Source organism: uncultured Nisaea sp., assembly GCF_963974195.1.
Taxonomy (GTDB): Bacteria; Pseudomonadota; Alphaproteobacteria; order Thalassobaculales; family Thalassobaculaceae; genus Nisaea.
The window spans coordinates 1-14,349 of the sequence record NZ_CAXBDC010000010.1 but is presented as its reverse complement, the minus strand read 5'-3'; the positions used below and the strand labels follow the sequence as shown (position 1 = coordinate 14,349).

13 protein-coding genes are annotated in these 14,349 nt (G+C 60.5%); 8 read left to right on the top strand and 5 right to left on the bottom strand.

What is annotated here, in order from left to right; translation table 11 throughout:
- From AAC126_RS03990 to AAC126_RS03960, 7 genes are all read left to right on the top strand, one after another.
- Positions 1-1,044: a glycosyltransferase family 4 protein gene (locus AAC126_RS03990; protein ID WP_339850319.1), complete on the top strand. Its 1,044-nt coding sequence runs from the start codon at positions 1-3 to the stop codon at positions 1,042-1,044.
- 188 nt (positions 1,045-1,232) lie between these two features.
- Complete coding sequence (locus AAC126_RS03985) at positions 1,233-2,195, top strand: metalloregulator ArsR/SmtB family transcription factor (protein ID WP_339850316.1); 963 nt, start codon at positions 1,233-1,235, stop codon at positions 2,193-2,195.
- A complete protein-coding gene (metF, locus tag AAC126_RS03980; RefSeq protein ID WP_339850314.1) occupies positions 2,195-3,061 on the top strand; it encodes a methylenetetrahydrofolate reductase [NAD(P)H] in 867 nt (288 codons plus the stop codon). Before AAC126_RS03985 ends, metF begins: the two co-directional genes overlap by 1 nt.
- Positions 3,058-3,927 carry a homocysteine S-methyltransferase family protein gene (locus tag AAC126_RS03975; RefSeq protein ID WP_339850311.1) on the top strand — a complete coding sequence of 290 codons (870 nt, stop codon included), beginning with the start codon at positions 3,058-3,060 and terminating at the stop codon, positions 3,925-3,927. Before metF ends, AAC126_RS03975 begins: the two co-directional genes overlap by 4 nt.
- On the top strand, positions 3,924-4,988 hold the full coding sequence (locus tag AAC126_RS03970) for a homocysteine S-methyltransferase family protein (RefSeq protein WP_339850308.1): 1,065 nt from the start codon (positions 3,924-3,926) through the stop codon (positions 4,986-4,988). The genes AAC126_RS03975 and AAC126_RS03970 overlap by 4 nt, the downstream gene beginning before the upstream one ends.
- Positions 4,985-7,657, top strand: coding sequence for a methionine synthase (gene metH, locus AAC126_RS03965; protein ID WP_339850306.1), 2,673 nt, complete (start codon positions 4,985-4,987; stop codon positions 7,655-7,657). The genes AAC126_RS03970 and metH overlap by 4 nt, the downstream gene beginning before the upstream one ends.
- Positions 7,658-7,731: 74 nt before the next feature.
- Positions 7,732-8,958, top strand: coding sequence for a TIGR04372 family glycosyltransferase (locus AAC126_RS03960; RefSeq protein ID WP_339850303.1), 1,227 nt, complete (start codon positions 7,732-7,734; stop codon positions 8,956-8,958).
- 39 nt (positions 8,959-8,997) lie between these two features.
- Here AAC126_RS03960 and AAC126_RS03955 read toward each other — a convergent pair whose 3' ends face one another.
- Entirely contained in the window at positions 8,998-9,702 is a 705-nt protein-coding gene (locus AAC126_RS03955) for a GNAT family N-acetyltransferase (protein WP_339850300.1), read from the bottom strand.
- 246 nt (positions 9,703-9,948) lie between these two features.
- Here AAC126_RS03955 and AAC126_RS03950 point away from each other — a divergent pair, with 246 nt between their 5' ends.
- The gene (locus tag AAC126_RS03950; protein ID WP_339850298.1) at positions 9,949-10,920 is read left to right on the top strand and encodes a lysylphosphatidylglycerol synthase transmembrane domain-containing protein; all 972 of its coding nucleotides are present in this window, start codon (positions 9,949-9,951) and stop codon (positions 10,918-10,920) included.
- Here AAC126_RS03950 and AAC126_RS03945 read toward each other — a convergent pair.
- The 4 genes from AAC126_RS03945 to AAC126_RS03930 form a co-directional block, all read right to left on the bottom strand.
- Positions 10,917-12,065 (bottom strand): DegT/DnrJ/EryC1/StrS family aminotransferase, encoded by a 1,149-nt coding sequence (locus AAC126_RS03945; protein ID WP_339850296.1) that lies wholly within the window; start codon positions 12,063-12,065, stop codon positions 10,917-10,919. The two genes, AAC126_RS03950 and AAC126_RS03945, sit on opposite strands and share 4 nt — an antisense overlap.
- Positions 12,065-13,171: a transketolase C-terminal domain-containing protein gene (locus AAC126_RS03940; protein WP_339850295.1), complete on the bottom strand. Its 1,107-nt coding sequence runs from the start codon at positions 13,169-13,171 to the stop codon at positions 12,065-12,067. The genes AAC126_RS03945 and AAC126_RS03940 overlap by 1 nt, the downstream gene beginning before the upstream one ends.
- Complete coding sequence (locus AAC126_RS03935; protein WP_339850292.1) at positions 13,158-14,126, bottom strand: thiamine pyrophosphate-dependent dehydrogenase E1 component subunit alpha; 969 nt, start codon at positions 14,124-14,126, stop codon at positions 13,158-13,160. Before AAC126_RS03935 ends, AAC126_RS03940 begins: the two co-directional genes overlap by 14 nt.
- 16 nt (positions 14,127-14,142) lie before the next feature.
- On the bottom strand, positions 14,143-14,349 hold a 207-nt coding region (locus AAC126_RS03930), incomplete at its 5' end, for a hypothetical protein (RefSeq protein ID WP_339850289.1).

Here is a 14,349-nt window from a genome sequence, read left to right as displayed (position 1 = left end):
TTGAAGATCCTCGCCTGTTGTCATCGCATGGATTTTTCGGGGGCGCCCCTCCTGTTGCACCGATTGTTGGCGGCGCTGGCGGACAAACACGACATTACGTTATTGCGGCCGAACAGCTCGGCGATCGCGCCCGGTCTGGTTCAAGATTATGAGGCGGCTGGTATTTTGATCGTCCGGGAAGCGCGGCCGCAGGAATACGATCTCGTTATTGCGAATACGCTGGCCTGCGCGGAGATCGTGCTCAAGATCGCTGGCAAAGTGCCTACGCTTTACTGGGTTCATGAGCCACGGGACGGCCTGACGTCCATTCTCAAGGGGCGGACCCCTGCCGAGCCGTTTTTGCGCGCCGACAGCGTCGTCTTTCCGACCCGTTGGCAGGCGGAGGAGCTGTACGCGCCTTATCTGCAGGGGCGGCAAGTGGATATCGTACCTTATGGGATCCCGCCACGAGGTGGCCAGCCCGAGAAACCGTTTTCCTTGCCGGAAGGCGCGACGTCGCTGCTGCAGCTCGGCTGGATCGCGTCGCGCAAGGGCCAGGATGTTACTCTGGTGGCACTCGACATACTCGACGATCCGAATGTTCATGTGTTCATGGCGGGCTCGCCTGACGTCACTCCCGTCTTCGCCGAACGCCTGAAGGCAAAGGTCGCAAACTCACCGCGGCTGTCTCGGCAAGTGCATTTCCTGGGCTCGATCTCTCCGGCCGAGGTCGATGCCTATCTCACCCATGTGGACGCGATGATCTTCCCGACCAACGACGATCTGATCAGCGTCTCCATCTTGGAGGCGATGGCACGCAAGACCTGTGTCATCTCCAGCGATTTTGGTCCGATACCGGAAACGGTTGTGGATGGCGAGACCGGCCTGCTGTTCCCGGTCCGCGATGCTAATCGTTATGCGGACTGTATCCGGCGGCTTATGACCGACAAGGCGCTTTGTCAGCGTATCGCAGAGGGCGGATACGAAATTGGCCGGCGAAAACACGGTTTCGCGGCGCATGTCGACGCGATGGAAGCCGTTTTCCTGCGCACGGCGAACGTTTAAATATAGGCCGTGCCGTAATCCGGCCCTGAGCTTTTCTGTAAATTCTCCGTACAGCCTTGGATGCCGCTCATATGGGCTGGCTCGCACCGTCCGCGTGCGTTCGGTGATTGACTCCTTTGCGGCTACAATATAAAAACATAAAGACATCTTTATATGATTGTGTCTGGGCGGATTGTTTGGCTGAATCGATGGAAACTTTGCTGCAGGGCCTCCGGGCCGTCTCCGAGCCGACGCGATTGCGCATTCTGATGCTGTGCGCGCATGCCGAATTGTCCGTGACGGAGCTGGTGCAGGTTTTGGGGCAAAGCCAGCCCCGGGTTTCCCGTCATCTGAAGCTGATGGTCGAGGCCAATCTGCTGGAGCGCCACCAGGAAGGCAGCCGCGCTTTCTATCGGATGAGCGAAGACAGCGACGTGTCGGATCTCGCCCGCATGCTGGTCGATCTGACGCCGGATGATGATGACGTCATCTCCGTCGATCTGGAGAGGCTGGATGAGATCAAGCTGCAGCGCGCCCAGGTGGCCGAGGAATATTTCCGCCGGAATGCGCAGAACTGGGAAGATATGCGCGGTCAGCATATCGATGACGAAAGCGTCGATACACGCCTGAAACGCCGTATCCTCAGCGCGCCGGTGCGCGATCTGCTCGATATCGGCACCGGAACGGGGCGCGTGCTGCGCCTTGTTGGCGAGGATGTCCGGGCTGCTGTCGGGGTCGATAATTCCCGCGAGATGCTGGCGATTGCCCGCAGCTATCTCGATCAGGAAGTGTTGCGGAACTGCCAGGTCCGGCATGCCGATATGTACCGTCTGCCGTTCCCGGCACACCGGTTCGACGCGGTCACGGCCAACATGCTGATGCATTACGCCGACAACCCGGCGGACATGGTGCGCGAGGCGGCGCGGGTATTGCGCCCGGGAGGCCGGCTTGTGCTGGTCGATTTTGCCTCTCATGACCTTACGGACCTGCGGGAACGTCATGCCCATCGCTGGCTCGGATTTTCCGATGCCGATGTGGAGCGGCTGTTCGCAAAGGCCGGCCTTGAAATCCAGGATGTCGAGCGGATCGACGGTGGAGACCTCACAGTGTGTATCTGGACCGGCAAGAGCCGGATTGAAATTGCCAATGATCTTGTGGCGGAGGCGCTCTGATGGCCGAGAAACTTTCTGTCAGCTTTGAATTTTTCCCGCCCTCCAGCGAAGCTGCCGAAGCGCGCCTGTGGAACACGGTGGAAAAGCTCGCCCCTCTCGGCCCGGCTTTCGCCTCGGTCACCTACGGTGCCGGCGGAACCACGCGGGAGCGGACCCTGAAAGTGGTGCAAAAGCTCAAGAATGACGGACGTATGGAGCCTGCGGCGCACCTGACCTGCGTCGGTGCCGACAAGGCCGAGATCGATGGCATCGCCAGGGGCTGGCTTGAGGCTGGCATCTCCCGGCTGGTCGCCCTGCGTGGCGATCCGCCCCAGGATACCGGGCGCTACCAGCCGCACCCGAATGGGTATCAGAATGCGGCGGATCTGGTCTCCGGACTGCGTAAGATCGGAGACTTCGACATTTCCGTCGCGGCCTATCCGGAGGCGCATCCTGACTCCCCGTCAGAGGTGGCGGATATCGCCAATCTCAAGGCGAAGATCGATAATGGTGCCAACCGCGCGATCACCCAGTATTTCTTCGATGTCGATCTGTTCCTGCGTTTTCGGGACAAGGTCGCGGCGGCGGGCATTGATGCACCGTTGGTGCCGGGTATCATGCCGATTGGCCATTTCGGCCGGATGGTGAATTTCAGCAAGCGCTGCGGGGCTTCGGTGCCGGATTGGCTGTTCGAGCGGTTCGAGGGCCTGGACGATGACCCGGAAACGCGCGAGCTGGTTGCCGCCAGCACTGCTGCCGATCTCTGCCATCGTCTGATTGAGGAAGGCGTGACGGATTTCCACTTCTACACCCTCAATGTGCCGTCGCTGACCTTCGCCACTTGCCATCTCCTTGGCATGCGTCCGAACCTGTCGGAGGCCGCATGACGGAAGTGGGCGAGCGCATCCCGCATGCTGCTCCGGCCCCGGCCTCGCAGCTTGCGCGCTGGGTCGGCAAGAGCGGCTGCGTCGAGGCGCTGAATATCGAGCGCCCGAAGCTGGTGATGAAGGTGCACCGGCGCTTCGTGAAAGCGGGCGCCGAGGTGCTTTTCACCAATTCCGGCGGGGCCGCTCCGCAGCTCCTGCGCAGTTTCCGCATGTTCGATGAGGCCTTCGCCGTCAGTTATCTCGGTGCCGAACTGGCCCGGACGGTGGCGGACGAAGCGGCTCATCAAGTACTGGTGATCGGCGATGTCCGGCTGCCATCGCGAGTCCCGGTCACGGGCTTCATGACGGAAGATGAAATCGAGTCCGCCACGCGTTGTCTTGTCTCCGCACAGGTTGCGGGGGGCGTCGATGCGGTGTTGATCGATGTCGCGGCCCGTCCCGGGCATGTGGCGGCGGCAATGAACGGGGCCCGCTGGGGCATGACCGAGGCCGAGCAGAAGGTCCCCCTGATGCTGTTACTGCGCCCGGCATTGCATCCCGGCAAGTTTGATCGTGCGCAGACCCATGAAGATCTCGCCCAGTCCGCCGCGCTGGCCGCGACCATGCAGGTGGCCGCGATCGGCGTGAACCCGGGCGATATCCCTGAAACCGCTCCGGCACTGCTGGAGCATGTCTTGCCGTACTGGAAGGGGGCGGTAGCCCTCAGCCCGGCGGCGGATGCCAATACGGTGCGGACGCTGTGCGAGGACCCGATGCTGGGCGGGCGGCTCGCCTTCCTGCCGTCATCCTCGCCACGCGACCTCCGCCGCGTTATCAAAACAAGCCTCGGGGCCACCACGCTGGTCCGGAGAAGGAAAAGTAAATGAAACGGGAAGACCGGATCAAAGCCTTCGAAACCCTGCTTGGCGAACGCATCTTCGTGATGGATGGTGCCATGGGGACCATGGTGCAGGGCTACAGCCTGGACGAAGCCGGATATCGTGGTGAACGCTTGGCGGACCATGGCTCCGACCTGCGCGGGAACAACGATATCCTCAACCTGACCAGGCCGGAAATCGTCGAGGAGATCCATCGCGCCTATTTCGAGGCCGGTGCCGATATTGTCGAGACCAATACCTTCAGTGCGACCACTATTGCCCAGGCCGACTATGCTGCCGAAGACCTGGTCTATGAGCTGAATTACGAAGGCGCGCGGCTTGCCCGGAAAGCGGCGGATGAAGCCGAAGCCGCGGAGCCGGGCCGGATCTGTTTTGTCGCCGGTGCGCTCGGCCCGACCAACCGGACGGCCTCGATCTCCCCGGACGTCAACGATCCGGCTTTCCGCAACACCAATTTCGATGAATTGGCCGAGGCCTACAAGGAAGCCGCGCGCGGCTTGATCGAGGGCGGTGCCGACCTGCTGCTGGTGGAGACCATTTTCGATACGCTGAACGCTAAGGCGGCGCTTTTCGGGATCGACGAGCTGGCGGAAGAGACCGGCATCCGGTTGCCGCTGATGATCTCCGGCACGATCACGGATCTTTCCGGCCGCACGCTTTCGGGCCAGACGCCGGAAGCCTTCTGGAACTCGGTGCGGCATGCCAAACCGGTCAGCGTCGGCCTCAATTGTGCGCTCGGAGCACATCAGCTGCGCGGTTTTCTGGCGGAGCTTTCCCGCGTTGCCGAGACGCGCGTCAGTGCCTATCCGAATGCCGGTCTGCCGAATGCTTTCGGCGGTTATGACGAAACCCCGGACGAGACCGGGGGAGAGATTGGTGCCTGGGCCCGTGACGGCCTGGTCAACATCGTTGGAGGCTGCTGCGGCACCACGCCGGATCATATCCGGGCCATTGCGGAGGCGGTCAAGGACGTGCCGCCACGTGACATTCCCAAACCGCCGCGACGCATGCGGCTTTCCGGCCTTGAGCCGTTCGAGGTGCCGGCATGAGCGACGAAACCGTAACGACTGAAACCGGCGCCCGCTTCGTCAATATCGGCGAGCGGACCAATGTCACCGGCTCGGCCCGCTTCAAGCGGCTGATCCTGGAAGGCGATTACGAGACCGCGCTGGATGTTGCCCGTCAGCAGGTCGAGAGCGGCGCCCAGATCATCGATATCAACATGGATGAAGGGATGCTGGATTCGAAAGCGGCGATGGTCCGCTTTCTGAACATGATCGCGTCGGAGCCGGATATTTCCAAGGTGCCGGTGATGATCGACAGCTCGAAATGGGACATCATCGAGGCTGGCCTGAAATGCGTTCAGGGCAAGTCGGTGGTGAATTCCATCAGCCTGAAAGAAGGCGAGGAACCGTTCCTGAAGCAGGCGAGGCTGGTCCGGCGCTATGGCGCTGCCGTCGTCGTCATGGCGTTCGACGAGGAAGGGCAGGGGGATACCGCCGATCGCAAGTTCGAAATCTGCAAAAGATCCTACGACTTGTTGGTCGGGACTGTCGGCTTCGTGCCGGAAGACATCATCTTCGATCCCAATATCTTCGCCGTGGCGACCGGGATCGAGGAGCATAACGATTACGGCCGGGCCTTCATCGAGGCTACGCGCCGGATCCGCAAGGAGCTGCCCGGCGCCCATGTCTCCGGCGGCCTCTCGAACCTCTCTTTCTCCTTCCGGGGCAACAATTCGGTCCGCGAGGCGATCCATGCCGTCTTCCTGTTCCATGCCATCAAGGCGGGCATGGATATGGCGATCGTCAATGCGGGGGCGCTTCCGGTCTATGAGGATATTCCCGAGGATCTGCGGGAGCGGGCGGAAGACGTGGTGCTTAACCGCCGCGACGATGCCACCGAACGCCTTCTGGAAATCGCCGAGAGTTTCAGGGGCCAGGCAAAGGCCAAGGAAGCGGATCTCACCTGGCGCGAACAGGATGTGTCGGGCCGGCTCTCTTATGCGCTGGTTCACGGTATCACCGACTTCATCGATGAGGATGTGGAGGAAGCCCGCCTTTCCCTCGGCCGTCCACTGGACGTGATCGAAGGCCCGCTGATGTCCGGCATGAATGTCGTCGGCGACCTGTTTGGCGCGGGCAAGATGTTCCTGCCCCAGGTGGTCAAGAGCGCGCGGGTGATGAAGAAGGCCGTGGCGATCCTGCTGCCCTACATGGAGCAGGAAGCGGACGGCAAGGCCCGCTCGAACGGCAAGATCTTGATGGCGACCGTGAAGGGCGATGTGCACGATATCGGCAAGAATATCGTCGGCGTCGTCCTGCAATGTAACAATTACGAGGTCATCGACCTTGGTGTCATGGTGCCGTCCGCCAAGATCCTTGAGACCGCCAAGGCGGAGAAGGTCGACGCCATTGGTTTGTCCGGCCTGATCACGCCGAGCCTGGAAGAGATGTCCTATGTCGCTTCGGAGATGAAGCGGGAGGGCATGAGCGTGCCGCTGCTGATCGGCGGGGCGACCACCAGCAAGGTGCATACGGCCGTGAAGATTGCCCCGAACTATGACGGGCCGGTGGTTTATGTCACCGATGCATCGCGGGCGGTTGGTGTGACCGGCAACCTGTTCTCGGCCAGCAACAGCCAGAATTACGCTGGCGAAGTGGCCAACGAATACGAAAAGATCCGGGCGCATCATGCACGTGGCAACAGCGGGGCGAAACGCCTGACGCTGGAGCAGGCGCGGGAGAATGCCACCAAGATCGACTGGGGCTCTTACGAGCCGCCGAAGCCGTCCTTCCTCGGGACGAAAGTTTTCGACAATTACGATCTCGCCGAACTGGCTGAACGGATCGACTGGAAGCCGTTTTTCCAGGCCTGGGAGCTGCATGGCCGGTTCCCGGAAATCCTGGACGATCCGAAGGTCGGGGAGACCGCGCGTTCGCTCTATGATGACGGGCGCCGGATGCTTGACCGGATGATTTCCGAAGGCTGGGTCCGAGCACGTGCCGTGGTCGGCTTCTGGCCGGCGGCGGCGGACAAGGACGACATCGTGTTGTTCTCTGACGACAGCCGCGCCGAGCGCCAGGGCGTGCTGCATACACTCCGCCAGCAGCGCATTCACAGCCGCGCCGACCGGGCGAATCTGGCGCTGTCCGATTTCATTGCACCGCTGGAGACCGGGCTTGCCGATTATATCGGCGGTTTCGTGGTGACGGCGGGTGAGGAGTTCGACGCACGGGCGAAGCTCCTCGAAGCCGAGCACGAGGATTATGACGCGATCCTGATGAAAGTGATCGGCGACCGGCTGGCCGAGGCTTTTGCCGAGCGCATGCATGAGCGGGTGCGCACGGAGTTCTGGGGCTATGCCCCCGGCGAGGCCCTCAGTAATGAGCAGCTGATCTCCGAGGATTATCGCGGTATCCGTCCGGCACCAGGCTATCCTGCCTGCCCGGACCATACGGAAAAGCCCGAACTGTTCCGCTTGCTCGACGCCGAGACGGCAACCGGTGTGTCTCTCACGGAGAGCAACGCCATGTGGCCCGCTTCCTCCGTCTCCGGCTTCTACTTCTCGCACCCGGAATCGCGCTATTTCGGCCTTGGCCGGATTGGCCGCGATCAGGTTGCCGATTATGCCGCGCGCAAGGGAGCGACGGTGGAAGAGGTCGAGCGCTGGCTGGCTTCGAACCTCGATTACGACCCGAAGGCCGCGGCGGCGTAGGATCAGGGATTCCCGTTTTTTATCAGACGGGTTAGGCTCTGTCCGTACGTTGTTGCGAGAACCGGAGGCTGGTCGTGGAGGAAACACCAAGGGACAGAGTGTTCCGTGAGGAACTGGCCGATCCTGAACGTTTGAAAGTACATATCGGCCGGCTGATCTCTCTCCTCGACGAGCGTCTAGAGAACAAGAACAAGCGGTATCTCGTCTATGTGCTCGCCCAGCAGAGCCGGATGGGGCACCTGATCGCCGAGCCGTGGTGCCTGAATACAATGTTCCGGGGACAGTATGACGATATCGTCATTGTCACCGGGCTGGGCGCGGATGCGGCTAATTCAGCGGTTTTTGAGTACCTGCAGTCAGAATTCACGGTGATCGAGACCGATGACATTATCCTGACGACCATGGGCTTCATCGATGCCGGTGGTTTCGGGGTGGGGAATTATGACTTCTATCTGAGATCCCCACAGACGCTATATAAGGAATTCACCAAGCAATTGGCGAATGGCATGCCGCACCGGTTCTTTTCAGTGCCTGACAGTGTACGGGATGCAGCGCAAAAATTTCTTGATCAGTCGATCGCAGACCCGTCGCGCCCCTATGTGGTGCTGCATGTTCGTGATGCCGGTTACGCACCGGATATGCCTTATCATTCGTTCCGATTCACCCCGATCGAAGCCTATCGCGAGGGAGTGAAATTCCTGCTTGATAATGGGTATGCGGTGATCCGGATCGGCGATGTCGCAAGCCCAGCACTCGATCTTACTGATCCGAATTATCTGGAAGCCATGCGGCACGAAGCGCATGATCGAGCGTTTGATTTCGGGCTGATAGGGGGCTGCGCATTTGGCATTTGCACGCAATCGGGACCCTTCTCAATATTCCAGTCGTTGGGCAGGCCATTCCTGGTGACCAACGCCTATCCAATCTCGTCCTGGGGCTTTTTGCCTCATGAACTGTCGATCTTTACCCATTATGTCCGGGAGGATGGTGAGCGGCTTTCGTACCGTGAGATGGGGCATGCGAACCTGACAGGAATTCCGACTGCGAATGCGCTCAAGCTTGCAGGCCTCCGAGTGGAGAACAATAGCGCAGGGGAAGTTCTCGCGGGGGTCAAGGAAATGGTCCGGTTTGTTGAGGATAAAGCGGCGCCGGATCTGGAGGTGCAGAAACGCTTCCTGGAAATCACGGCAGAGTTCGATGAAACTGTTCGTGGTACGAAAACACAAGGGGTGATGCCGACGCGATGGCCCCAGCGGTTGTGTTCCGCGCATCTGGAATCGGATCCTGATTTCCTGAGGTAATAAAGGTTGCGGGAGGACTGTTTTGCAAAATGGCAGGTATCAAAGATTGATAGGTTTTGGCACGTAATGAAAAGTGCTGAAGCGGGAGGTCTCGACAAATCCGAGTTTTCGGTACAGTGCGAGAGCGCCAATATTGGTGTCCTGTGTCGCAATGAGTGCGCAATCAGCCAGCCCGGCATAATGGGAAAGGGCTGCTTTGATAAGCGCCGCACCGATCCCCTGTCCTTGATGAGCTTGTGAGACGGCGATCAGATCCACGGTCATGGTACGGTCCTGAAGAAGACAGCCGTTGAAGCCTGCGATCTCCCCGTCTGCATCCCAGATGAAGGTTTTGTCTGTCCTCCCATTGATCTCGTTCCGTGCCCAGGCGGCTTTTATCTGATTTGCCATACTTTCAGAGACCATCGGGTCTGCGTGATATCTGTCCGATTGGAAAACGGCTTCTGCGATGCTTGCGCAGGAGTCCGCATCCTGTGAATTTGAAAACCTGATGTTTGGCGGGCTGACGTGATGATCCTCGGCGCTGAGATCGCGTGCGAGTTGGACGAGAGTCTCTATTTTCCGGAACGCACACTCTTTTGGCGGGGCATTCCACGTTGCCGGCAAACGGGTTGAGACAAGGATGGCGTCTTCCGGCACGAACTTGCGTATGTCCGGAAGTTCCGCTTCATCTTCAATTTCCAGACGATAGACGGCGCCTCCAAGTATGGAGCTGTCGAAGGGTTGTTTTACCAGTGTCGCCATATCGAAAATACCCGGAGCAAACGCCCGAAATCATTGATGTTGATAGATTGCACGGCCCATCCTCCGACCGATAGGAATTCTTGAGCCGGGTGGTGAAAACATAATTATGATCAATATTCCGGGCATTACCTTTATAATTCCCGTGGATGTTACCAGATAAGGCGTATAGCTTGCCGTGCATCGTCTGGGCACGGGGGCATTTGTTTCAGAGAGCCGGTTTAGAAATTTTGGAGTGGGCGTTCCGTATTGACGGCTAAAGCAAAGCTTTTTCTGAAGATTGCTGTCAGTTGTATCTTGATCGGGTCATTGATCTATCAGGTGGATCTTTCGCGCCTGCTCTCCGCGGCCCTCACGCCGTCTCTTCCGCTGCTGGCCTGCGTCGTCGGCATTGTCATCCTTCAGTTCTTTATCGGTGCCTGCCGCTGGTTCCTGCTGATCCGGGGAACCGGGGTGCCTCTGTCTCCCTGGCAGACATTTAGAATCCTGCTGGCGGGAATGTTCTTCAACCAGGCACTTCCAGGCTCCCTCAGTGCCGATACGGTCCGTATCTGGCTTGTCAGCCAGCACGGCTTGCCGCTGTCCCGCGCTGCAAGCACCGTGCTGCTTGATCGCACGGCAGGCCTTGTATCCGTTCTGACACTTCTGGTCGTGACCAGTGTGACAGTCGCGAAGGTCGCGCCGGATCCCACTCTCGATACTGTTGCGATTCTTGTGGTGGGCGGGGCGCTCGTCCTGTTGGCGATGGGGCTTTCCAGCGCAGACTGGATTGCGGACATGATCGAGGATCACCGGTTTGGCCGTCCTTTCGCTGCAATGCTCCGCGATTCCCGGGTGCTCTGGCGGGCGGGGTACCGATCCGCCATCATCATCGGCCTGAGTTATCTGCTGCATGTCATCAGCGCGTTCGGGCTTTGGGTAGTGTTCCAATCGATTTCGGTCGAGGTCGATTTCCTGATGGTGCTCGGTGCTTTGCCGCTGGTGATTCTCGGCACCTTGCTGCCAATCTCCGTCGGCGGCTGGGGGGTGCGGGAAGGCTTGATGGTCGGGATTTTCGCGATGACCGGCATGTCGCTGGAGCATGCACTGGCAGCATCCATTCTCTGGGGGCTGTCAGTAATTGTCGCGGCGAGTCTTGGCGGACTGCTCTGGGTGCTGAGCCGCCCGGTCGTGGAACGCGCCGAGAGTGTGACAGAGGCCGCTGGCGGTCCGGCAGCCTAGCGCTCGTAAAACCCCCGAACCACACCGATAAGATAATCCAGCTCGGCTGTTGAAAGATGCTGGTCCGCCGGGAAGCTGATGATCGTTTCCGCATGCCGGTCTGTCACCGGGAAGGCGCCGTCCGGATAGCCGAGATGGCGCAGGGCATCCTGTTTGTAGAGCGGGATCGGATAATGCACCTTGGCGTCGACCCGGTGTGCGTGACAGTGGGCCAGTAATTCATCCCGCCGTTCGGCATAAACCACGTAATTCAGATAGACGGAACGTTCTTCCGGGCCTTTGGCGGCACGCCGGACGGGAAGTGTGATCTCGGGCACATCCGCGAAGGCCGCATCGTAGCGCTCGGCTGCCTTGATCCTGCCGGCGACGATCTCCTCAACCCGGGCGACAATCCATTTGCCGACCACCGCCTGCACGGAATCGAGGCGCGTATTGTAGCCGAGGATTTCCATCTCATCGCGATTGCGCAGGCCGTGATTGCGCAAGAGCCGGCACATCCGGTCCATCTCGGGGTCGTCGGTGACGATGACACCGGCGTCACCCCAGACATTGATGATCTTGAGAGGGTGCATGGAGAACCCGCCAGCGATGCCCCAGGTCCCAGCCGGGCGTCCGGCTTCGGTAGCCAGCAGGCTCTGGCAGGCATCCTCGACAACCGGAAGGCCGTATTTTTCGGCAATCTCCGTGATCCGGGTCATGTTCGCCATGTCGCCGGCCAAATGGACGGGCATGATCGCTTTGGTGCGCGGTGTGATCGCAGCCTCGATCTGGTGGGGGTCGATCCCGAACGTATCGTCGCAATCGACAAAGACAATCCGCGCGCCGGTCTCTGAGATGGCACCCGCAGTGGCGTAAAAGGTATTGGCGGCGGTGATGACCTCGTCGCCGGGTCCGATGCCGAGCGCCTTCAACGGAATTTTGAGGGCATCCGTGCCGGAGCCGACGCCAATGGCGTATTTCGACCCGGCGGCCTCTGCAAACATCTCCTCGAATTCGCCGACGACCTTGCCGAGGGTAAAGTCTGTCGAGCGGACCAGCGCGCGCAGCTCGTCGAAGATCTCGTCGACGTCGGCGAACTGCTGTTCCAGGGGCGAATAACGGACCTGCGTGGGCGGGTTGGCGGTTTCGTTCGCCTCAGAGGCCATCAGAACGGCCCCTTGAAGAAAGGATCGGGCACGTCGAGCGGGAGGTCCCTGCGGTCGGCCAGGATCTCTTCCTCGATGGCGGAGATCTTGGCGTCGTCCAGCCCCATTATTTCAGCCGCGGTGCGGGCGATCCGGGCGGCATCCGGGTAGAAGCCCTTGACCAGCCCGCGTGAGCTCGGTGTCGGGTGATCCGGCAGGCCGAGGCGGACGGGTGCAGCGTCCAGCAAGTCGAAACAGCGGCTTGTCACCTCGGAAGCGATTTCGGCGCCGATGCCGAACATCCGGAACCCGGTATCGACGGTCATCAGCCGCCCGGTACGGGCTACGCTTTCGACAATCGGATCGAGATTGAGCGGCCGGATGACACGCAGGTCGAGCACCTCGACCGGATATCCGGCTTCCGCCAGCTTGTCGGCGGCGCGGACGGCTTCCAGCGTCATGTAGGAGGTGGCAACGATGGTCAGCCCATCGCCCTCGCGCACGGTGCGAGGGCCGTCGAGCGGGCGGTGGACGTAACCTTCCTCGACCGGACTTGTCGTGTAGTGCGACCAGCGGTGCTCGATCACGACCACCGGATTGTCGTCCTCGACGGCGGCGGCGATCATGCCTTTCGCGTCCTCGGCGAAGGCCGGCATGATGACTTTCAGGCCGGGCACATGGGCGAAGATCGCTTCCATGCTTTGCGAATGTTCCGGTCCCTGACCCCAGCCGCGCCCGACAATCATGCGCAGGACGAGCGGCACGTTGTGGCGACCGTTGCTGACATAGTGGGCCTTGGCGGCATTGTTCAGGATCTGCTCCAGCGCGAGCAGGGCGAACTCGACACGTTGCAGACTGACCACTGGGCGCTTGCCGGCCATCGCAGCGCCGATGGCGATGCCGATCAGCCCGTTCTCGGCGATCGGCATTTCGATCATCCGGTCGTGGCCGATATGTTTGCCGATATCCTTCAGTGTGCCGAACAGGGCGGCCGGGTCCTCGACACCTTCGCCGAAGAAGATCACCGATGGATCGCGCCGCGCCGCTTCAAGCAGGCCGTCGCGGATGGCGGTGCCCATGTTTATCACCGGTGCGTCCGGTGCACTGGTTGCTTCAGGCATAGACATGGGCGAGGGCCTCGGTCGGTTCCGGCAGCGGGGAGGTGATGGCAAAAGCAAACGCGTCGTTCACCTCTGCCTGAGTGTTTTTCTCAAGATCCGCAAAGCTGGCCGCACCGAGCGTCCCGCTCGCTTCAAGCGTCTTGCGATAGCGTTCCAGAGGATCCTGGAGGTGCCAGGTCTGGAACTCTTCCTCGGTCCGGTAGCCGATATGATTGTCGTAGTTCGGCCCGCAATGTTCCCGCCACCGGTAGGTATCGAGTTGCAGGAATGTCGGGTTGCCGGAGCGCGCGGTCTCGACAGCCCATAGCGCTGCCTCACGGACGGCTTCAAGGTCGTTGCCGTCGACATGCCGATGCTCGATACCGTGGGCGGCTGGAATGTTCGTCAATGGACGATCCGGCTGTTGGTCTGCCAAGTTGGTATAGACCGAATAGAGATTGTTCTCGCAGGCATAGACAATCGGCAGGCCGCGCAGCTTGGCGAAATTGGCGGATTCGTGGAACACGCCTTCCTCAAGGCAGGCGTCCCCGAGGAAGGAGATCGTGACCTTGCCGTTGTTGTCGAACTTGTCCGATAGCGCCGTGCCGGTGGCCAAGGGGATCGAGCTTGCGACGATCGGGATGCTGGCCATCATGCCGACATCTGGGTCCATCAGATGCATGGACCCGCCACGGCCGCCGATGCAGCCATCGCGCTTGCCGTAGATCTCGGCCATCATCGCCTTCAGGTTCCCGCCCTTGGCAAGATAGTGCGCGTGGGAGCGGTGGCTGCTGAAGAGACGGTCGTCGGGCATCAGCCCATCGCACACGCCGACGGCGGAGGCTTCCTGACCGATGGAAAGATGCACCGGGCAGCGCATTTCCTGCTCGGCATAACGTTGCGCGATGGTCTCCTCGACCAGACGGATGCGCAGCATCTGTTTCAGGCAGCGCAGCCTGTAATCGTTCCCGGCGTCGGTCATTTCCCCAGCTCCGGCGTCAGATGAAGTTGATATGCATGGGCTGTTCGCCCTTCATTTCCGGAAGGTCGAAATCGCCCTTCTGGTAGCCGTCGAGGAACTCGTTGACCTTGTGCTGCAGGCACAGGCTGCCGCACATCTTCTGGGCGTTGAAATCCGGGCTGGCGAGGTAGTTCATCACTTCCCAGTAGCGGTCGCTGTAGAAGATGTCGCGGAACCGTTCCTC

Excerpts from the sequence above, each read along its gene's own strand:
- AAC126_RS03940 (WP_339850295.1), bottom strand. The coding sequence starts at position 13,171 with ATGTCTATGCCTGAAGCAACCAGTGCACCGGACGCACCGGTGATAAAC.
- AAC126_RS03970 (WP_339850308.1), top strand. The coding sequence starts at position 3,924 with ATGAAACGGGAAGACCGGATCAAAGCCTTCGAAACCCTGCTTGGCGAA.
- AAC126_RS03945 (WP_339850296.1), bottom strand. The coding sequence starts at position 12,065 with ATGGCCTCTGAGGCGAACGAAACCGCCAACCCGCCCACGCAGGTCCGT.
- AAC126_RS03985 (WP_339850316.1), top strand. The coding sequence starts at position 1,233 with ATGGAAACTTTGCTGCAGGGCCTCCGGGCCGTCTCCGAGCCGACGCGA.
- AAC126_RS03975 (WP_339850311.1), top strand. The coding sequence starts at position 3,058 with ATGACGGAAGTGGGCGAGCGCATCCCGCATGCTGCTCCGGCCCCGGCC.
- AAC126_RS03935 (WP_339850292.1), bottom strand. The coding sequence starts at position 14,126 with ATGACCGACGCCGGGAACGATTACAGGCTGCGCTGCCTGAAACAGATG.
- metF (WP_339850314.1), top strand. The coding sequence starts at position 2,195 with ATGGCCGAGAAACTTTCTGTCAGCTTTGAATTTTTCCCGCCCTCCAGC.
- metH (WP_339850306.1), top strand. The coding sequence starts at position 4,985 with ATGAGCGACGAAACCGTAACGACTGAAACCGGCGCCCGCTTCGTCAAT.
- AAC126_RS03955 (WP_339850300.1), bottom strand. The coding sequence starts at position 9,702 with ATGGCGACACTGGTAAAACAACCCTTCGACAGCTCCATACTTGGAGGC.